We start from the raw sequence: 19,994 nt of genomic DNA, 5'->3' as shown, positions 1-19,994 counted from the left end.
GCCATGGAAAAAACTGTTTTAATTTTAGGTGGCACCGGTCGCATTGGTCAAAGTGTCGCCCTAGATATTATTAATCATACTTCAGCTAAAATTATTATCACAGGACGCAAGGAAAAAGCCATTAAATTACTGCCAAGAATGCAGTTTTGGGCTTTAGATTTAGAAGAAATAGACAAGCTTAGACAGGCAATTAAAAATAGTGATTTAGTCATTCATTGTGCCGGTCCCTTTCATTATCGCGATGGCAGGGTAGTAAAAATTTGCATCGAAGAAAAAGTCAATTATATTGATGTTAGTGATCATCGTTCTTTTTATCAAAAGTTAATTCCCTATCGAGAATTAGCGATAAAAGCGGGAATAACTGCCGTGGTTAATACGGGAATTTTTCCTGGTATTTCTAATAGTATAGTGCGGGAGGGAGTGGAACAATTAGATAGGGTAGAAACGATCCGTTTAAATTATGCCGTAGCTGGTTCAGGAGGTGCGGGATTAACTGTGATGCGGACTACTTTTCTCGGCTTAAAAAAGCCTTTTTTAGCTTGGATTGAGGGACAATGGCAAGAGATTAAACCCTATACTGCTAGAGAAGTAATTGACTTTCCCGCTCCTTTGGGTAAAACTGGTGTTTATTGGTTTGATATGCCAGAAACCTATACTTTTGCTGAATCTTTTCAAGTGCAAAATGTGATCACAAAATTTGGTTCTATTCCCGATTTTTATAATCATTTAACTTGGATTACTGCCCATATTTTTCCCGATGCTTGGGTAGAAAGTTCTCGGGGAATCGAGTTTTTTTCCCAAGTTAGTTATCGCATGACAGAAGTAACCGATAAATTTTCGGGAATTGGGGTGGCAATGTTAGCAAAAGTGGCCGGATGGCAAGGGCAGCAAAAAGCAGTTTATCAAGCAACTATGGTTCACGAGAATACTGCTCAAGCAGCCGGCTGGGGAACTGGCAGCGTGGCAGAATTAATTTTAGCGGCAAAACTCCAAAAAGCCGGGATTTATCCGGTGGAACAGGTGTTATCCACAGAACTATTCCATGCTACGATGAAAAAAAGAGGTATTAAACTCGATCGCTCCTGTGCAATTGTGGCTTAGAAGATGAAAAAAATCTGGCGTTACCTAGGGCTGTTTTGTTTAGTTTTGTTACTGACTTTATCCCCCATCCTCATGATAGCGGCCCAGAATAATCCTGCTAAACAAGGACAGGAAACACCCCTGGAAACTTTGGGAGAAGTTTTTCCCGTCATGCTTGATAATCAAGAACTTTTTACGATTCGGCAAGGAATAGGTTCTTTTTCAGCGCAAGAAAGAGCGAAATCGATTACAGCCAGAATTGAAAAAATTGCCGATGACGATGTCCTTTCTCCTGAAGATTTAACCATAAAAATCGATCCTGAAGACAAAAACCCGTCGATTATTTTGGCAGATACGGTTATTGCTACTATTACTTCTAAAGATGCCAAATTACACGCGGTAAGTCAAGAAGTATTGGCCGAACGAGCTTTAGCAAAGATTAAAGCGGCCATTGTCCGTTATCGTCAAGAACGTCAACCGGATAACCTCTTCAAAGATGCAACTTTGACGGTAAGTGCTACCTTAGCCACGGTCTTAATTTTCTGGGTAATAATTTTTATATCTTCGCGGGTTTTTCCCCAGATTCAGAGATTAATCACCTCCCTAGTTCCTGGGGTCGTATTCCAAAATTTTGAGATTATTAGTTCCCAGACAATAGGAATTTTTTCCCTAAGAGTTTTGCAATTTATCCGAACTCTAATTATTTTAACTATTCTCTATTTTTATTTAACTTTTGTCCTTCGTCTTTTTCCCTGGACTAGAAAATTTGGTGATGGTTTTCTGCAATACTTTTTTAGTGCTTTGGAAGTTATTTCCCAAGAGATAGCAAAATATTTACCCAATATTTTTATTATACTGATAATTGTTTTTATAACTCACTATCTGTTGAGAGCAATTAAACCATTTTTCACTGGATTGGAAAGAGAAAATTTAGTAATTAATGGTTTCTATCCCGATTGGGCAAAACCAACCTATAATTTACTGTCACTGCTGATAATTGCCTTAGCTATAGTCATCGCTTTTCCCTATCTACCCGGATTTAATTCTCCTGCTTTTCAGGGGGTGTCGGTATTTTTAGGGGTGCTATTTTCCTTGGGTTCCACCTCTGCTATCGCTAACGTGGTGGGAGGAATTATCCTCATCTATACCCGCTCTTTTCAACTAGGAGATAAAATTTCTATTGGTGATGTTATTGGAGATGTGATTGAAAAAGGATTATTAGTCACCCGTATTCGCACACCGGCTAATAGAATTATCACGATTCCTAATTCATCGCTGTTAAACACCAATGTGATTAACTTTACTGTCTCTCAAAGGGAATTCAAACAGCCTTTAATTTTGCAAACCACAGTCACTCTCGGTTATGATTTACCTTGGCGTAAGGTTCACGCAACCCTGAAAGAAGCAGCCTTAGCAACCAAATTTATTGTCTCAGAACCTGCTCCTTTTGTCTTGCAAACCAGTCTCGATGATTTTTATGTCAGCTATCAGCTCAATGCCTACACCGATCATCCTAGCAAAATGGTGTATATTTATTCTGAATTACATCAAAATATTCAGGATAAATGTAACGAAGTCGGTATCGAAATTATGTCTCCTCACTACAAGGCTCTCCGGGATGGCAATCACAGCACTATTCCTGAAAATTATCTGCCGGAAGATTATCAAAGTCCTGCTTTTGGTATTCAGTCAAATCCTCAGAAGTAATAATTTTTCTAATAGCTTTAATCGCATTTGTCAAGCCCTTTTGAGTTATTGTTGATAATTCTTCACCAAATTCACAATTAATAGCAGGAATAAATATTCCCCAGGCCCTGGGGGTTTGTTGATAAATTGCTTGAGTTAATGCTAATAAAGAAGCGGGACTTTCTGCATGACCTAAATTATTCCATTCCGTAACTGCTGCTAAATTTTCTATCTGGATATCGGTTTGATTAGATAATACTGCATCAACAAAAATAACTAGGGAAGCATCAGCTATATCGGCTGCTAACTCAGGAGTCAATTGATGGGTAGCGATGACTTGCACATGAGGCCAATTCTCCTCGGCAATAATTTCGGCTATTCTCACTCCCACTCCGTCATCATTTCTTAAAGTATTACCGTAACCGATGAGCAGTATTTTAAAATTATTCATGGTTAGATAGAGGAAACAGGAGTGGGAGGATTTACTTGCTTGCCATGAAAGAGGCTGTCAGCGGGAAAAATTAGTTTAAATACTATAAAAATCTTCGAGATGTTGTTTTAGTTGACGAATTGCCATACTACTATTGCGATTGTCGGCAATTTCCCCACAGAAAGAAACTAGATTTTGTAGGTTAAAGTTAGGAAAATATTGACTTTGATGGCGAGGGATATACTCTTGATTCTCTAGCCGATAAATATAGAGATTTTTCTGACGATACAACCAAATTTCAGGTACTTGATAAGGCAGATAATCATCCACATTCGAGTAACTGGTGACATCAATTTCTAATACTAAATCGGGAGGAGGATCATTTGCCCAGTCAATTCTGGCTTTCCCTGCTATAGCCGGCCAATGGTCAATATAAAAACTATAATCTGGTTGAATACCACTTGTTTCTGGTAATTCCATGGTTACGCGAGTAAAAGCCTCGTACTCACGGCCCAGATAATCCAATAAGGTGATGATAATATTAGCAATTAAATGGGCATCACGTCCATGCTTAGGAAGTGGAGACATAAGCAAGACTTCTCCATTGTGATATTTGATTTTAGGCCGAGAATTGTCGCCCCTTTGCCGAGACAAAGTTTGATAATCTAGCCAGGTGGCAGGTAATCTCACTAAGGACACCGCCGGTAGCTCGATTTTATCTGTTGAAACTAAGGCAAACATGGCGCAAGGTTCCAGGTAAATGATCGGAAACGCTGTAAAATAAGTATAGGATATCTGGGATGCTCTCGATACAAAGCTTGACCTAATCGATAAATTAACTGAGTCTGGTAAGAAAACTTAAGCCTTGATAGTAGTTTCTTGATGAGAAAAAATTATGCTAAGGAAGGGTGATGAAGACTATCTCTTTTCTCTCACCCAGAAATCATCTCTAGGCGAACCAGAAAATGCTGATATTCAATTAAGTCTAGAATTTAGTCTAGCTATGGGGAAAATTGCCTATTTAAGCGACTTTTTTCCCTAAAATGACCACATCAGCCAGAAAATCGTCTAAAGCGGCAATTTGGGGTAAATAACCCCATCGTTGAAAGCCGAATTTTTCAAAGAGACGAATACTGGCTTGATTGTGGGCAAAAATAATACAGATAAGATTAGATATACCCAATTTTGGACAGCAATTCAGGGCATATTCTACTAATAATTTACCGATTCCACGACCTTGATAATCGGGGGAAATATATAAACTAACCTCTGCCGTTTTTTGGTAAGCGACACGACCATAAAACATCTGTAAACTCAGCCAACCCACCACCCGACCTTCGAGCGCTATTACCCAGATGGGATACTGTTCAGGATCGTGCTTTTTAAACCATTCTCGCCGACTTTCGAGGGAAATAGGCTTTAAATCTGCGGTTGCCTTGCGAGTGGGAACAGCAGCATTATAGATATCGATAATTGTTGGTAGATCTGTTTCTTTAGCCTCGCGAATAATCATGGAAGGTCAAGTAAAAAGTAACAAAAGACTATTTCTTATTTCCTAAAGCGTTTCTGCTCAAGATCAAGTGTAACCTAATAGGGCATCTTTTCCTGTCTCCCATCTCCCCAAACCGAAAATCTCATACCTCACCATTAAGATAAGTGCTGTAGCTAGCTATAGGTTTTCTCCTAGTAATTAAGTATAACCCGATTTTGCCGCTTTATCCAGCCATCTTACTTTAAAATTGAGTTTGATAGCGGACGGTAAACTCATTCAAATTGTAATCGTAGGAAAAGCGGATAAAAGACTGGGAATTAACTCGATAGACGGTTTCCAAATTGGGAAGAATATTAAAATCCGTTGCTCCGATCACATTACTAACCGCATTCTCCACATCATACACGACTCCTTGCGCTAAAAGGGGAATCGCCAACTGAACCACTCCAAATTGAATTAATTGTTCTGTATTTTTTCCCTGTAAACCATTAAAAACCGACAGCAATTGTTCCCCCAAAAGTCGAACGATTTCCCCTTGGCTGCGGGGAGGAGTGCTGGTTAATTTAACTAGAGGAGTATTAATCAATCCCTCATCTTCACCTCTAGCAAAAGCCACTGCTTGTAGACAATTAGCAGCTTTTTGTAATTCTGTATCTGTATAGTTTTCCTCCAGGGGAAAAGGTGGACTATCGGGACGAATTTGGCACACTTCATTGATATTACGTCCTAAATTTGGTAGCAAGCGGTTTAATTCCCCTTCAACGCTGAGGGTGACATCAATCCTTTGAATGCGATTGAGGCTATCATCGGGAATTTCATTACTAGGAAAATCCCCCCCCGGACGGGAGATAGCAAAATCGCGAGATTGAGAAAATTCGCTGAGAATTGTTCGCAGTTGAATATCAACAAAGGGATTAAAAAGTCCCAACCCGCGACTAGAATCGAAAACAATAACATTTTGATTGCGTCGGTTAAGAAGAAAACGAGTATCGATGTAACTAACCCGTCCTCGCTCGAGATTAATCACTCCATTGGTTTGTAATTTCTCCAGTGGAGTGAGCGGACCGTTCAAGGTTAAAGCACCACTAAAATCAAATTGATACAAAGGTTCTTGTTCGATTGATAATCCCGCTAAAGACACTTGGAAATTATTTAAAACCGGAGTAATATTTGTCGCCTGAGGAATGTTGAGAGGCTGCAGCCAGCGACTCACCGGTTTATCCGTTTCTTGATTAATTTCTGCGGTGCGAGGAAGAAAAACTTTACCCCGAGAAAGACGCACATTACCCCCGATAATTGGTTGCTGAATTGTTCCCGTTACCATGGCATTCCCAGCAATTAATCCCCGATAAAGGCCATTAATTGCTATATCTCCCTCTTGAATATTAACTGTTAAGGGATTAGGATTATTTTTGATGGCTTGAAAGAAAGGTAAAACTCCCACCACAGAAATTTGTCTATCAGCGATCGAGCCTTGTAATTCCTCTACTGTTAAGCTTTCAGGGGTTAGACCAATGCGGCCATTTACGGTTAAAATCTCTGGAAAAGCAACACTGCGGATAGCGGCATTATTGAGAGTAACTATACCATTTGCTTCTAAATCTTTGATTTTTAAACCCTCTTTTATATCTAATCTTCCCGTCGCTGAAAGAACTACCTCTCCCTCACCGTTAACCCATTCGATGGCGTTTTGACTGATAGCTTCAATTAATTTGATTGCATCGGTTCCCAATTTTGCTTGGATTTTTAATTGATCATTACCCGGTAAGGGAGGATAGGGAATGCTGGCATAGAGTTGGATTGATTCGGAGGAGGTTGTCCGCAAATCAAAACGATACTGATTATAGGTAAATAAACCAATTATATCTTGATTAATATTTTGGGCATTAATTGCACCATCAATAAAGGCAAAGTTACCCTGAATACGAGGATTTAATAAGGTTCCTGTAATTTGTCCTTGAGTTTTTAGACTACCGGATACATCCAAGGGAAACTGCACAAAATTTCTCAAGAGATCGAGAGAAAGATTTTCCACGGCAAAAGTTCCCTCTACTTTTTTTAGGGAAAAATCACCCGCTAAAAATACGGAAGAATCTCGTGATTTTAATCTAATCGGTTCTATCCTGAGCAACTGACGATTTAAGTTAAGATTAATTGTTACTTCATCAATCGGAATTAATTGGGTATCGGTGGTGACAATTCCCAGAGGGTTAACAATATTTACTGTCGGTCTTTGGGGTCGCCATTCCCATCTATTGCCCTGAAATTGTACGCTAAGATCGGGATTTTTTAAAGTCCCATTTAAGGCTATATTTGCTTGATAACGGCCGCGAAAATCTAGTTCGGAAGGTATCCCGACTACCCCTCTTTCCCCTGCTAATTGCTGGATTATTTCTTCAATTTTTGCCCGCAAATTTACCTGTTGTGCTAGGGAAGCTTCGGGATTACCTACTTCTAGGGGACTAAGTTGAATAGCTGGGTTATTCTCTGAGGAGAAAAAGTTGATTAAACTGGTTAAATCATAGATACTAGCAACTGATAATAAATCTTGAATATAACCTTGATCTACCCTGAGTTTAGCTTCTATTGCTTGGGTTTGCCAATTAAATAAACCTTGCAGATTATATTCACTTGCACCCGCTTGTAAACTACCTTCTTGCAGTTGAACTATAGAATCCCGATAAACCAAATTTGCCGTTAATTTTTCCCCGATTAAGTTACCTAAACTAGGTCGATTAATCTCTAGTTGTCCCTGTCCCTGTAAGTTCAATAAATTGATGTCTAGATTAGCATTCACTTGTCCAGCAATAATCCCCGGAATATTGTAGGCTGCCGTGGGAGATATTTTCAGGATTTCTAGGGGAAAATCGGCAATCTGAACATTTAAATTTTCTCCGCTTCGTTTAGCTGTTGCTAGAAAAGGAGTTTTATTTCCAAAAGCTTGGCGAATATTTATCCCTAAAGGAAGATAGGGCAGCAGACAATTATTTTGTTGACAAGGATCGAAAGTCAGGTCAATAATGTCCTGATTTCCCCGCAGATTTAAACTAATATTTTGACCGATTCCTGCTTGCATACTTCCTTTTAAGATAGGTTCAAAGAGTCGCTCATTAATGCTAAAGTTAGCTAAATTTATATCTCCTTTGATTTGTATATTTCCCACTTTTTGCCAAGCAGTTAAGAGATTTTTTCCTGTGATTTGTCCTTGAAATTCTCCGAACCCTGTCAGTGTCGATTCTCTGGGTTTCAAACGAGGCTCGATCGGTAAAAGCGATATAATCTGATCTAAGGGTATAGTAGAAAAGTCAGTTTTTGCCTGTAGATTTAAGTTAACCTCAGCGATATCGGGTTGACTGATAAGATTAGCTAAAAGAATATTTCCTCGTACATCAAAGCTATTTTCTCCCCACTGTGCCGAGAGATTATTAACCTGAATTGGTGTTACTCCCTGCCAAATTTCTTTAATGTTTCCCGCTAAATTGGCCCTAAAATCTAAGTTAGGAATCGAGATTGATTTTATTCCTGGCAATTGCCCTAGTACGGCAGCGGGATCAAGATTAGTGGCAATAATATCACTTTGCCAGAAATTATTATTCAGTTGTCCCTTAGCTTTAATTTCTCCTTTAGCTACATTAATACGAGAGTTAAAAACTGCTTTGATACTGCTTAAGTTGAGTCGTTTTTCTAGCAGGGAGTCGAAAATAGTTTGGGCATTTCCTGTTGCTTGAAACCTGGTTTGGGAAATATTCAACGGTATGGGAATATTAGTCTGAAAATTCTCTAAGCTACTGAGAATATTAAAAATCCCGTTGTTTAACTGAATATCAGTATTAATCGGATTATTATCCACTAACAACCGAGTATTTACCCTAGCATTGACGGTGGACAAATTAGGGATTTTTCCCGCTAGTAAATTATTGATTGCACTGGTGAAATTGACTTGGGTTTTCCCTAGACTAACAGGAATATTTATATTGGGTAAAAACGGATTTAAGTTAATGCCAGCCGTATTAACTATACCGCTTAAAATACCTTGTTCCAGTTGGGCGGTAGTTTTTAGGGATCGATTATTAACAAATAACTGTATATCTCCCTCTCCGCGCCAAGTTTGTAAATCCGTTAAAGTACCGCTAATCAGAGAATTTATCCTGCCAGCAAAGCTGATTTTTGCCCTGCCTAAACTGACGGGAACTGTTAAATTTTCCACTAGAGGATTAAGACTAATCCCACTGGTATTAACTGTTCCTGTCAGGAAACCTTGATTCAGTTTGGCTGTGGCAATTAAAGGATTATTATCTACTAATAATTGCATATTACCTTGACCTTGCCAACTGCTGAAAATATTATTTTTATTATTTAGTAATTCCCCTAAATAACCTTGTAAATTAATCTGCGATTGCATTAATTTAACCTGGGTTGGTAAGTTAGGCAATAGGGAATTAATCGGCAATCCCGCTAAGACAGCTTTAGCCTGAAGATTTCCCTGCAATACTTGACTATTGACTAAAATTGTGCCTTGTTTACTGCTAATTTCTAAGTTAGCAACTCCGTTTAAAGTGTTAATATTAAGTTGGTCAATTTTGCCACTAACTTGAATATTAGCTGTCTCTAAATTTAAGGGTTCTAATGTTTCTAGGTAGGGGCAAATGCTATCTAAATATTGACAAACAAGAGGCACAAAAGGAGTCAATAAAAAGTTATTACCCGTAATTTTTGCCTGGACTAATTTGCTAGTAAAATCACCATTACCATTAACCTGTAGTTTGCCGCCATTTGTTTTAATGACCGTATCGGTTAAATTTATTTTGTTGCCCCCTAAAAATACTTTACCCTCCCCAGCAACATTGATTAATCCTGACTGATTAACCGTGGGTATTTGCCAATTAATTAATAATTGGGGCAGTCCCAAACTCCCCCTAGCTTTAATATTAGTTTGCAGATCATTTATATTAATTTTAGCGGGAATTGTCGCCAATTGAGATAAAATTTTTCTCGTGGGAAAATGCGCTTGTAAATTCAAATTAATCGGCATTTTTGTCCCGTCAAGAGGTTGATTTTTTTGCAGGGATTGCAGAATATTTAACTGCAATTTTCCTTCTCCTTTAATTTCTCCACCTGCAACGGGTTTAATTTGAATTTTATCTAAATTAAGACTATTGAGATTTGTTTGAAAATTACTGGTTATTGATTGAATGGGAATTTGCTCAAAAATAATCGGTTTGCTGCTGCTAACGGTTCCTTTAATTAGAGGTTGATCTAATTTTCCCGTCACTTGAAAAGTAGATCGTGCTTCTCCCCGTAAATCTAGAGGTGATTGCAGATAAATAATTCTTAAAAGCTGTTGTAAATCCACCGATTCTAGAGCGACCTTGAGATGATAACCGGTTTGCCAATTTACTTCTCCTCTTACCTCAGTTTTAATCTTGCCAATACTTGCGCTCGCCTGTTCAACTAATACTTTATCTCCCTGTAAATTTAACTTAGTTGTTAGCTTAATTGGATACTGGAAAGGTTGGAATTTTCCCGCTACTTCCGTCACCTGAAAATTGCCATTACCTTGACTTTGATTTAGCTTTGCCCAACTGGGAATATTGAGAGCAATATTAGCATTTACTTGTCCTTGATTTAATTGAAAATTGCGATTAGGAATTAAAGTTAATAGTTCACCTAAGTTTAAACGGTCGATCTGAAGATTAGTTAGGCTTTCACCCGTTTTTAACGCCGTTTCTCCTGCAATTTTTACTTGACTTTTGAGGATTTCTGCGCTAAAATCGTAGGTGAGAGGCTGCCTTTGATTATCGATGAATCTTCCCTGACCATCGGCCTTAATTTCTATCGGTTTTTTCAGGGCATAGGGTTGGATAGTAATATCTCCCTTCTCCACCTGAAAACCCAGATTTAACCTGATGGGTGCTTCCCGATCTAAGTTACTAGCTATTTTTTCTAAATTATCGAGCCATTGACCATTTTTATCCTGATCGAGATAAATACTGGGATTAATTAACTTGACATCAACCGGCAGCGGCAGACCTAAAAGTAAGGGCAGCGGATTTAATCCTAATTCGATCGCATCAATGGATAAACTATCAGCAGAATTGGCCGTAGCTGGAATTTCCGATTTACCGATACGAATGCGATTAAAATAAAAGCCCTCTATCTTACCTACCCTGACAGGTCTGTGCAGCATTTCACTGAAGATATTGTCTAAAATTGGGGTGAGACGTTCATAAACTAAATAACGAGTCGTAAAATAGCCAAGGGAGGTAATTCCTAGGAGAGTAATTCCCCCGACTATTAAAGTAGAAGGCCGGCGGACAAATCGACCGATACTCAGAAAAAGATTAGGACGAGGAGAAGGATCGCCAGGGGAGTTACTCATAATTGTTTACCTCACACACACCAAAGAAAGGGCAATGGCTCACCAGAGCTAATGAACTATGATAATTCACCGCAGCACTGATAGCCCTCAATCGATTAATTGCAATTTTTTAGGCAATTATTGGGCTTAAATCCTGTGAGGAAGTCAAGGGCTGCGGCCAATTAAAAGCCTCTCTCCCCATCTTAGCCTAAGACTCGAATGGCTGGCTAAAATTTTCAACAATTCGCCAAAATCTCCCCAGTTTCAACAGCTAACCGAGCTAATATTGGTCAACCCAACAGTTCCATCAGAATATTGCTCAGATCAATAGGTTCGGAAATTGAAGATTGAGAGAAAAGTTGTGCAGACAGACAACAATCCGGCGCAGTCTGGAACAAGGACCGGAAGCATTCAGTCTTAGAATATTGGGATTAGCACGTCTATTATTTTTACTGCAAAAATCGTCTTATAGATAAAGATCATGAAAGCCAGATTATCGATCGCCCTAACCGCCCTAATGACCTTGGGCATAACTGCCACACCAGCGGCCAACTTTGACGAACAGGACATCGAGCAGACCCAGGTAGTAGCGATCGCTCGTCCCTACGGAGGTAATAAATTTGACCTGCTAGTCTTGGAACAAATCCAGGGAAAACAGAAGTGTTGGAGCGAAAGCGGCTCAAATCCCGTCATGATCGACCCTCTACTCCTCAACTTTGACTTTACTGGCATTTGTCGCCGCGCCACCGATAGTAATGGTTATTCTATCCGTCTCGATGGCCGGGATTTTGGGCTAGATTACATCCTGCGCATTGTGGAACGCAATGGCGAATTATACTTAGTGGGAACTCCCCGGGATGCTCGCAGACCGGAATTAGTGGTGGGAAGAACCCGAGGAATGCAAACAGGATTTATGAAAATTATCCTCGAACCGGGTTGGAGATTTAGCCGTCGTACTTTCCAAGGCAAAAGTTTAGGCCACTTCTACTTTAGCGGCAAAGAAGCGGAAGTTCTCGCAGCCACCGGCAGACCTCCCCTCAGCGAAACCACTCCTCCCCCCAGTGCTGAGGCCAGTTTCCGGGATATTAGCGGCGATATCTATAAAACTGAGATCGAAAAAGCGATCGCGCTTGGGGTAGTGGCCGGTTTTAAAGAAGATAACACCTTCCGCCCCGAAAATCCCGTCACCAGGGAACAATTCGTCTCGATGATTATTGAAGGGATGGGAACTGTTACCAAAATTAACCTAGAAGAGATTCCCCCCGGCAGCGGCAGTTTTAACGACGTAGAAGCGACGCGCTGGAGTGCCAAAAAAATCCAATGGGCCCGGGCCAATGGTATTGTTGCCGGCAAAGCTAACGGCGAATTCCGTCCCACCGACCCCATCACCAGGGCCGAATTGATGGCGATTCTGAAACAGGCCGCCACCTACCTGAAAACTCAGCAAAAACAAGCCCCCGATTTAGCCCAAACTAAAACCCCCGTCAATTTTTCCGATACTTCCGGTCATTGGGCTGCCAGTTTAATTACCCAGATGTCGGGATTTTGCGGTGTGGCCTCTCCCTTGAACGAACAGGGTAGTTCTTTTGTACCAAATGACCCCGCCCGTCGTAACTACGCAGCAGCCGCCATCGTCCGTACCCTCGATTGTGTTAAAACCGCCAAAAAATAAGTAGGGTTTGCGGCAAAAAGTTTTTCCTAGGAGTAGGTTGTGGGGTTTCACCCATTTTTGGGTGGTCAATTACCTAATTTTCAGGGAAAAAGTCCCCCCATTTTCCCCCCGCTCACTCCCAGGCCCGGCACTATTTGATCTCAAAAAGGCCTAAAGATATTATCCAATTACCGATGACTGATTACTGATTACTGATTACTGATCACTGATCACTGATTGTGGTTATTAATTTTTACTTTAGGTATGCCGTCGAGTATTCTCGCTAGACTGGAAAATAATGCACCTCGGCTAGACAAAATCCTATGGTAAAGCTGCTCGAAAATCCTCTCCGAGTGGGATTGCGACAAGAAAGAACCCCAGAACCCCTAATTTTAGTCATTTTTGGGGCATCGGGAGACTTAACCCAAAGAAAACTGGTTCCTGCCCTCTATCAACTGAAACGGGAAAGACGACTGCCGGCCGAATTAACCATCGTCGGTACAGCGCGCCGAGAGTGGAGTCATGATTATTTTCGCCAACAGATGCGACAAGGCATCGAAGAATTTTCCGACGGGATTGGTAGTGAGGAATATTGGCAAGACTTCGCCCAAGGGTTGTACTATTTCCCCGGCAACATGGACGACCCAGAAAGTTACGCCAAAATGAAAGTCTTTCTGGAAGAATTAGACGGAATCCGGGGAACCCGCGGCAATCGAGTCTTTTATCTAGCGGTTTCTCCTAATTTCTTTCCCCCCGGTCTGAAAAACCTCGGGGCGGCGGGAATGCTGAAAGACCCGATTAAACACCGCTTAGTGATCGAAAAACCCTTTGGCAAAGACCTCAGTTCTGCCCAAGTTCTCAATCGAGTCGTACAAGAGGTTTGTCAGGAGAACCAAGTTTATCGCATTGACCACTATTTAGGCAAGGAAACCGTCCAAAACTTATTGGTGTTCCGATTTGCTAACGCTATCTTTGAACCCCTCTGGAATCGTCAATTTATCGATCACGTCCAGATTACCGTGGCCGAAACCGTGGGAGTGGAGGAGCGGGCCGGATATTACGAAAAATCGGGAGCTTTGCGCGATATGGTGCAAAATCACCTGATGCAGTTATTCTGCTTGACGGCCATGGAAGCACCCAACGCTATTAACGCCGATAGTGTCCGTGGCGAAAAAGTCAAAGTCCTGCAAGCGACTCACCTGGCCGATATTAATAACCTGGAAAAATCCGCCATCCGCGGCCAGTATAAAGCCGGTTGGATGAAAGGAAAACCCATTCCGGGCTATCGGGAAGAACCGGGGGTTAATCCCGAATCGACCACCCCCACCTACGTGGCCATGAAATTAATCGTCGATAACTGGCGTTGGCAGGGTGTCCCTTTCTATCTGCGTACCGGTAAACGTCTGCCGAAAAAAGTTTCCGAGATTGCCATCCAATTCCGCCATGTGCCGTTATTAATCTTCCAATCGGCGGCTCAACAAACTAATGCAAATGTACTGAGTATGCGGATTCAGCCTAACGAAGGTATTGCCCTCCGTTTTGAGGCGAAAATGCCGGGGTCAGAATTACGCACGCGCACGGTAGAAATGGACTTTAGTTATGGTTCCTCCTTCGGTGTCACCAGCGCTGATGCCTATAATCGCCTACTTTTAGACGCTATGCTGGGAGATCAAACCCTATTTACCCGTTCTGACGAGGTGGAAGAAGCATGGCGCATCGTTACTCCCGCTCTCGCCGCTTGGGACGCTCCCGCCGATCCCGCCTCCGTACCCCAATACGAAGCGGGTACCTGGGAACCCACAGAAGCGGAATTTCTCCTTAACCGCGATGGCCGTCGTTGGCGACGACTCTAAAACAGTGAACAGTAATCAGTAATCAGTAAACAGTAAACTAAAAACTCACATCTGATAACTGATAACTGATAACTGATAACTGATAACTGGTAACTGATAACTGATAACTGACATGACCACCCAAAGCCCCCCCATTGTCTCCCTGCAAGCACCAAAAGATGTTTCCATCGATGTGATCGAGCAGGAACTGCGCGATATCTGGCAATCCTATAATAATAATGAGGATGGTATGGCCGCCACCCGGGCCACCACCTTTAGCTTTATTGTCTATGAACCCGACGCAGTACAGGAATTGTTAACCCTTCTCGGCTATTACACCGGCCCGATTGATGGTATTGCCGGTCCGCGGACCCACGCCGCAATCAAGGTGGCCCAGAAAGACCTAGAACTAGAAGTAACTGGGCTTTCTAGCGATGAATTTGTCGCCCGCCTAAGGGCGGCCTGGGCAGCGGAAAAAAACGCCGAGGATGGGGCTAATCATCGTCAATACGCCGCCGATTTGGATGCGATTGGGGTCGCAGATGCGATCGCTGCTTCCAATCCCTGTCGCATTATTACCCTCTGTCCCACCGCCGAGGCCGATGAAGGGGTAAAAGCCTCTGTTTCTGCCTATTGTCCCGTTAACAAACGTAGTCAGAACACTTTAGTTTGCTGTGAATACGTCACTTTAAGCGGTACAGCGGAAGCTTTGGAACGAATTGGCGGCATTATTTCCGAGTTAACTATTCCCAGTTTGCCCAAATTTCTCTGGTGGAAAGCCAGTCCCGATGGCGAATATGGACTATTTAAACGTCTGGCCAGTCAATGTGATACGATTATCGTCGATTCCAGCACTTTTCGGGAACCGGAAACGGAACTGCTGCAAGTGGGGGATTTATTAGCAACAGATGTACCATTAGCTGACCTGAACTGGAGTCGTCTCGCCCCTTGGCAAGAACTAACCGCCGAGGCTTTTGATCCACCGGAGCGCCGGGATGCTATTCTGGAAGTCGATCGCATCACTATTGATTACGAAAAGGGCAATCCTTGCCAAGCTTTTATGTTCCTCGGTTGGATGGCCAGCCGGTTACAATGGCGACCGGTGGGATATAGTCACCGGTCGGGAGATTACGCTATTCATCGGATTAGCTTCCTCGGTCAGGACCAGCGTTTAATTGAGGCTGAATTAGCCGGTGTTCCCGTGGCCGATTGGGGTGAAGTACAAGGAGATCTGATTAGTATTAAACTCACTTCTACTAATCTTCAGGCCGATTGTTGCACGGTAATTTGTTCGGGAACTACTGGCTGTATGCGGATGGAAGCTTCGGGAGGGGCCCAATCTTGCCGCGTTGAACAAGTGTCCCATCTGGAAGACCAAAAAACAGAAACTCTGCTAGGTAAACAGTTACAGCGTTGGGGCCAGGACGTGCTTTATCAAGAAAGCATGAAAGTCACTAGCTCTATCCTCAAATTATCCCAACCGGATTAACAAATTAGCAACAATAATCCCACCCACTTTGGAGAGACCTTGTTAACAAGGTCTCTCGATGTTTATACAGGAGTCAGCACCTGATTAAAACCGATAATTGTAAGTAGGTAGGCGTTAAAAATTATCAGACACCCCCCTTATCAAGGGGGATCAAGGGGGGATTAAAGGCAAAATCCATTTTTAATTTAATTATAACCAGCTACTTACCTTTTCAGAAAACAGGTTATTATAAAGACAGAGCTTTGCTTTCAAGGGGGCAATATGGTCGCAACCACTGAGAAACGCTACACAGTCGCAGAATACTTTCAACTAGAGGAAACCGCCACCGACAGACACGAGTATCGAGATGGAGAAATTATTATTATGACTGGGGGAACTCCTAACCATAATCGCATTGCCTTGAATTTCTGTAGAAAATTTCCCTTAACTATCCAGAATCAAGCCTATGATATATTTATCAACGATCTACGCTTGGCCATACCCGCCTATAATATGTACACCTATCCCGATATTATGATCGTTAAGGGGGAACCAATTCTTGAAAGAGGACGCACCGATACGATTACCAATCCACAGGTGATTATCGAGGTTTTATCAAAATCTACTCAAGACTATAATCGGGGTGATAAGTTTAAGTTTTATCGCTCGCTTAATAGTTTTGAAGAATATATTTTAATCGATCAATATGGTTATTACATAGAACAGTTTCATAAAAGAGGCGATCATTGGGCATTCCGGGATTATCACGATCAAGAAGCGATTTTAACTTTGTTTTCTCTAGATTTTCAAATATCCCTGACAGATTTATATCAGCGTGTCGATTTTACTGCGATTGAAATATCCTAATGATCATAAATCCGTTGAGTATAGGCTACATATCAAGAGAGACACTCATGCAAAACGGAGAATAAATAATCAGTTTTTAATAACCAGATTTAGTGTAAAAACCCACTTCCTAATTCCCAATTCATAATTCATAATTCATAATTTACAATTCATAATTTATAAAAAAAAGGCGGGCCAGCACCCACCTTATTTCAACCTTAGATATTAGCCCTTATTATGCCTCATCGAGGGCGGCAATACCGGGTAAAACCTTACCTTCGAGTAATTCCAAACTAGCGCCACCACCGGTGGAAATATGGCTCATCTGCTCGGCTAAACCGACTTTTTCTACAGCCGCAACTGAATCGCCGCCGCCGATAATTGTCGTCACACCCTTGGGCGTTAAATCTGCAAGAGTGCGGGCGATCGCTTCCGTGCCGACAGCAAACTGATCAACTTCAAACACCCCCATCGGACCATTCCAGATTACCGTCTTACAATCTGCTAAAGCATCCTGAAAAACTTTCACCGATTCCGGTCCAATATCTAAACCCATCCAGCCGTCAGGGATAGCATCAATGCTAACAATTTGGGTATCGGGTGCGGGTTTGTCATTTTTGGGGAAGTAGCTGGCAACGACAACATCGGAGGGGAGGAGAAATTCTATTCCCTTCTCCTTCGCTTTGATTTCTAAGGACTTTGCTAACTCTAGCTTATCTTCTTCTACCAAAGACCCCCCCACATTCAAGCCGCGGGCCTTGTAGAAAGTAAAGATCATACCGCCACCGATGAGCAGTTTATCGCACTTTTCTAATAGAGTGTCAATCACGCCAATTTTACTAGAAACCTTAGAACCGCCGATAATCGCCGCTAGGGGACGTTGGGGAGTTTCAATAGCTGCTTGTAGGTAGTTTAACTCTTTTTCAATCAAATAACCCGCCACCGAGGGGCTGAGATAGTGGGTAACGCCTTCCGTGGAAGCGTGGGCGCGGTGGGCGGTACCAAAAGCATCATTAACGTATAAATCGGCATTAGCGGCTAATTGCTTGGCAAAATCGGGATCATTTGCCTCCTCTTCACCGTGGAAACGCAGATTTTCTAAAAGGGCCACTTGACCGTTAGACATTTGGCTAATCGCTGCCGTCACTCCCTCACCAATAGAATCGGGACACATGATTACTTCTTGGCCCAGTAATTCCGAGAGACGTTTAGCCACAGGAGTCAGACGCAAATTTTCCTTAACTTGACCGTCGGGACGACCCATGTGGCTGCATAAAATAACCTTAGCCCCTTTTTTAATTAAATCCTCAATGGTTGGTAGTGCCGCCCGAATGCGGGTATCATCGCTGATTTTCCCGGTGGCTTTGTCCATGGGAACGTTAAAATCGACCCGGACTAAGACCCGTTTGCCCGCTAAATCAGCCTCTGTTAAATTCGCTACTGTTTTTTTTGGCACAGCCCATAACCTCCTAGATTGCTTACCGTACAATAAAGATTAAATCAGGGTATCGCTACTTGCGGCAATTACTTTGACAAAGATTATTTCAGATTTGGGGATCAGTTTTGCAGTTCCAAGACCGATTTGCCCAGAAAAATTTGATTGGAGAGACTTGCTAATTATGTTTGAGACGATTTTATTTCCCATCGACCACAGCCGCGAAAGTCGTGACGCTACCAGTAGTGTGATCGAATTAGTCAAAATCTTTGACAGTCGTTTGGTCCTGTTGTCGGTGGTGGAAACGACACCCACCGGAGAAATTGCCGCCGACGATAAGATGAGTTCGATCGAAGCGGTGGATAGATTGTTACAATCGGCGCGAGCGATTTTCGCCCAAGCTAACATCAATGCGGAAATGATTGAAAGGGAGGGAATGCCTTCTTTTGTCATCTGTGATGTGGCCGATGAAATTAATGCTCACCTGATCGTTATGGGTTGTCGCGGTTTAGGATTAACCGGCGAAGGTGTGTCCGAAAGCGTCACCACCAAAGTTATTAACCTTGCCCCCTGTCCGGTGTTGATTATCCCTTAATCAGTAATCAGTGATCAGTGATCAGCTATCAGTGATCAGATGTGAGTTGTCAGTTCACTGTTTACTGGACGGCTACGCCGTGCCTTTGGCAACACTGAAACAAAGCTCCCCTTCTCCCCCACTCCCTTCTCCCTCACTCCCCACTCCCCCGTCTTCTGAGAGAAATGTAACGAATTGTGAGAGTTTCAGCCGTCAACCCTTGAAAACTCGATCGATGGGGTTGCTTGAAGTAATTCTTAGGCCTAAAGTGTAATCTTAAAGTTTTATGATCAATTTTCCCGTTGATCGGAAAAAGGAGAACTCAAACACAATGGCTGAAACTGGATACAAACAGGTGGTGACACCCTACAATGATGATCCGTTCATTGGTCATCTAGCTACCCCCATTTCCGCTTCTGGTTTTACCAAAGCTTTTATTGGTAACTTACCTGCCTATCGTCCCGGTCTAGCCCCGATTCTGCGCGGTCTAGAAGTGGGTATGGCCCACGGTTATTTCCTCGGTGGTCCCTGGGTTGTCCTGGGCCCCCTGAGAGACTCGGAATATGCTAATCTTGGCGGCTTAATCCCCGCTTTAGCCATGGTTCTCTTGGCTACGGGTTGTTTAGCTAGTTATGGTCTTGTCTCTTTCCAAGGTAAGGCAGCTACTGGTGATCCGCTGAAATCGGCCGAGGGTTGGAGTCAATTCGCCGCCGGTTTCTTTATTGGTGGTATGGGTGGCGCTTTTGTGGCCTATTTCCTCCTAGAAAATCTTGGTGTCGTTGATGGCATCATGCGCGGGGTTTTTAATCAATAATTAACCCTTTTTCTACCTGATTATCATTTCCTTATTTTTTTACTAGGAGCATTTGACATGACTGGTGACTACGCAGCTTCTTATCTGCCTTGGATTTTAATCCCGATCGTCTGTTGGTTAATGCCAGCCGTGGTTATGGGGTTGTTATTTATCTATATCGAAAGTGAATCCTAATTTAACCTCAGTTCGGGATAAGCTAAAACCCTGATGCTACCGTAGCCTGAAACTCCTATTCTTTCGTGGAAGCTATGGCAAAATTCCCTTAAACCGAACTCAGGTTAATTTAGTCTAGGATTCCTGCAATTAAGGACTTGAAAATTAGCTATTT

Annotated in this window: 15 protein-coding genes; 10 read left to right on the top strand and 5 right to left on the bottom strand. The window is 42.3% G+C overall.

All coding sequences use genetic code 11. From position 1 onward, the window contains the following. Nucleotides 1-3 precede the first annotated feature (3 nt). The gene (locus IM475_RS02255) at nt 4-1,101 is read left to right on the top strand and encodes a saccharopine dehydrogenase family protein (RefSeq protein ID WP_287726545.1); all 1,098 of its coding nucleotides are present in this window, start codon (nt 4-6) and stop codon (nt 1,099-1,101) included. A 3-nt stretch (nt 1,102-1,104) separates the two neighbouring features. After that, entirely contained in the window at nt 1,105-2,787 is a 1,683-nt protein-coding gene (locus tag IM475_RS02250) for a mechanosensitive ion channel family protein (protein ID WP_287726544.1), read from the top strand. On the opposite strand, the gene IM475_RS02245 is transcribed toward IM475_RS02250, so the two are convergent. Then, on the bottom strand, nt 2,714-3,217 hold the full coding sequence (locus IM475_RS02245) for a hydrogenase maturation protease (protein WP_287657759.1): 504 nt from the start codon (nt 3,215-3,217) through the stop codon (nt 2,714-2,716). The genes IM475_RS02250 and IM475_RS02245 overlap by 74 nt on opposite strands. 75 nt (nt 3,218-3,292) lie before the next feature. Then, the gene (locus IM475_RS02240) at nt 3,293-3,937 is read right to left on the bottom strand and encodes a Uma2 family endonuclease (RefSeq protein WP_287726543.1); all 645 of its coding nucleotides are present in this window, start codon (nt 3,935-3,937) and stop codon (nt 3,293-3,295) included. Between the two features lie 154 nt (nt 3,938-4,091). Between IM475_RS02240 and IM475_RS02235 the strand changes: the two genes are divergently transcribed. Beyond that, nucleotides 4,092-4,238 carry a hypothetical protein gene (locus tag IM475_RS02235; RefSeq protein WP_287657762.1) on the top strand — a complete coding sequence of 49 codons (147 nt, stop codon included), beginning with the start codon at nt 4,092-4,094 and terminating at the stop codon, nt 4,236-4,238. Here the strand turns inward: IM475_RS02235 and IM475_RS02230 are convergent. Continuing rightward, nucleotides 4,218-4,709, bottom strand: a complete 492-nt coding sequence (locus IM475_RS02230) for a GNAT family N-acetyltransferase (RefSeq protein ID WP_287657764.1) — start codon at nt 4,707-4,709, stop codon at nt 4,218-4,220. The two genes, IM475_RS02235 and IM475_RS02230, sit on opposite strands and share 21 nt — an antisense overlap. A 220-nt stretch (nt 4,710-4,929) precedes the next feature. Next, nucleotides 4,930-11,067 (bottom strand): translocation/assembly module TamB domain-containing protein, encoded by a 6,138-nt coding sequence (locus IM475_RS02225; protein ID WP_287726542.1) that lies wholly within the window; start codon nt 11,065-11,067, stop codon nt 4,930-4,932. 460 nt (nt 11,068-11,527) lie between these two features. Between IM475_RS02225 and IM475_RS02220 the strand changes: the two genes are divergently transcribed. The 4 genes from IM475_RS02220 (at nt 11,528) to IM475_RS02205 (ending at nt 16,864) form a co-directional block, all read left to right on the top strand. After that, on the top strand, nt 11,528-12,718 hold the full coding sequence (locus tag IM475_RS02220; RefSeq protein WP_287657768.1) for a DUF3747 domain-containing protein: 1,191 nt from the start codon (nt 11,528-11,530) through the stop codon (nt 12,716-12,718). A gap of 302 nt (nt 12,719-13,020) precedes the next feature. Beyond that, on the top strand, nt 13,021-14,550 hold the full coding sequence (gene zwf, locus IM475_RS02215) for a glucose-6-phosphate dehydrogenase (protein ID WP_008206375.1): 1,530 nt from the start codon (nt 13,021-13,023) through the stop codon (nt 14,548-14,550). A 112-nt stretch (nt 14,551-14,662) separates the two neighbouring features. Continuing rightward, nucleotides 14,663-16,018, top strand: coding sequence for a glucose-6-phosphate dehydrogenase assembly protein OpcA (opcA, locus tag IM475_RS02210; RefSeq protein ID WP_287726541.1), 1,356 nt, complete (start codon nt 14,663-14,665; stop codon nt 16,016-16,018). A gap of 261 nt (nt 16,019-16,279) precedes the next feature. Further along, nucleotides 16,280-16,864 (top strand): Uma2 family endonuclease, encoded by a 585-nt coding sequence (locus IM475_RS02205; RefSeq protein ID WP_287726540.1) that lies wholly within the window; start codon nt 16,280-16,282, stop codon nt 16,862-16,864. 214 nt (nt 16,865-17,078) lie between these two features. Here IM475_RS02205 and IM475_RS02200 read toward each other — a convergent pair whose 3' ends face one another. Further along, entirely contained in the window at nt 17,079-18,299 is a 1,221-nt protein-coding gene (locus IM475_RS02200; RefSeq protein ID WP_287726539.1) for a phosphoglycerate kinase, read from the bottom strand. Nucleotides 18,300-18,462: 163 nt separating this feature from the next. Here IM475_RS02200 and IM475_RS02195 point away from each other — a divergent pair, with 163 nt between their 5' ends. The 3 genes from IM475_RS02195 (at nt 18,463) to IM475_RS02185 (ending at nt 19,840) form a co-directional block, all read left to right on the top strand. Further along, nucleotides 18,463-18,873 carry a universal stress protein gene (locus tag IM475_RS02195; protein ID WP_287657775.1) on the top strand — a complete coding sequence of 137 codons (411 nt, stop codon included), beginning with the start codon at nt 18,463-18,465 and terminating at the stop codon, nt 18,871-18,873. Nucleotides 18,874-19,183: 310 nt separating this feature from the next. Beyond that, a complete protein-coding gene (locus IM475_RS02190) occupies nt 19,184-19,666 on the top strand; it encodes a photosystem I reaction center protein subunit XI (protein WP_045361306.1) in 483 nt (160 codons plus the stop codon). 57 nt (nt 19,667-19,723) lie between these two features. Beyond that, nucleotides 19,724-19,840, top strand: a complete 117-nt coding sequence (locus tag IM475_RS02185; RefSeq protein ID WP_004162778.1) for a photosystem I reaction center subunit VIII — start codon at nt 19,724-19,726, stop codon at nt 19,838-19,840. The last annotated feature ends 154 nt before the right edge of the window (nt 19,841-19,994 follow it).

Source organism: Microcystis sp. M061S2 (genome assembly GCF_020245605.1).
Lineage (GTDB): Bacteria > Cyanobacteriota > Cyanobacteriia > Cyanobacteriales > Microcystaceae > Microcystis.
Note: the sequence above shows the minus strand (reverse complement) of the source record. Positions and strands in the feature narration are given on the sequence as shown.

What these genes read in the sequence shown, in the direction of transcription:
- IM475_RS02255 (WP_287726545.1), top strand. Translation starts at nt 4, where the DNA reads ATGGAAAAAACTGTTTTAATTTTAGGTGGCACCGGTCGCATTGGTCAA.
- IM475_RS02250 (WP_287726544.1), top strand. Translation starts at nt 1,105, where the DNA reads ATGAAAAAAATCTGGCGTTACCTAGGGCTGTTTTGTTTAGTTTTGTTA.
- IM475_RS02245 (WP_287657759.1), bottom strand. Translation starts at nt 3,217, where the DNA reads ATGAATAATTTTAAAATACTGCTCATCGGTTACGGTAATACTTTAAGA.
- IM475_RS02240 (WP_287726543.1), bottom strand. Translation starts at nt 3,937, where the DNA reads ATGTTTGCCTTAGTTTCAACAGATAAAATCGAGCTACCGGCGGTGTCC.
- IM475_RS02235 (WP_287657762.1), top strand. Translation starts at nt 4,092, where the DNA reads ATGCTAAGGAAGGGTGATGAAGACTATCTCTTTTCTCTCACCCAGAAA.
- IM475_RS02230 (WP_287657764.1), bottom strand. Translation starts at nt 4,709, where the DNA reads ATGATTATTCGCGAGGCTAAAGAAACAGATCTACCAACAATTATCGAT.
- IM475_RS02225 (WP_287726542.1), bottom strand. Translation starts at nt 11,067, where the DNA reads ATGAGTAACTCCCCTGGCGATCCTTCTCCTCGTCCTAATCTTTTTCTG.
- IM475_RS02220 (WP_287657768.1), top strand. Translation starts at nt 11,528, where the DNA reads ATGAAAGCCAGATTATCGATCGCCCTAACCGCCCTAATGACCTTGGGC.
- zwf (WP_008206375.1), top strand. Translation starts at nt 13,021, where the DNA reads ATGGTAAAGCTGCTCGAAAATCCTCTCCGAGTGGGATTGCGACAAGAA.
- opcA (WP_287726541.1), top strand. Translation starts at nt 14,663, where the DNA reads ATGACCACCCAAAGCCCCCCCATTGTCTCCCTGCAAGCACCAAAAGAT.
- IM475_RS02205 (WP_287726540.1), top strand. Translation starts at nt 16,280, where the DNA reads ATGGTCGCAACCACTGAGAAACGCTACACAGTCGCAGAATACTTTCAA.
- IM475_RS02195 (WP_287657775.1), top strand. Translation starts at nt 18,463, where the DNA reads ATGTTTGAGACGATTTTATTTCCCATCGACCACAGCCGCGAAAGTCGT.
- IM475_RS02190 (WP_045361306.1), top strand. Translation starts at nt 19,184, where the DNA reads ATGGCTGAAACTGGATACAAACAGGTGGTGACACCCTACAATGATGAT.
- IM475_RS02185 (WP_004162778.1), top strand. Translation starts at nt 19,724, where the DNA reads ATGACTGGTGACTACGCAGCTTCTTATCTGCCTTGGATTTTAATCCCG.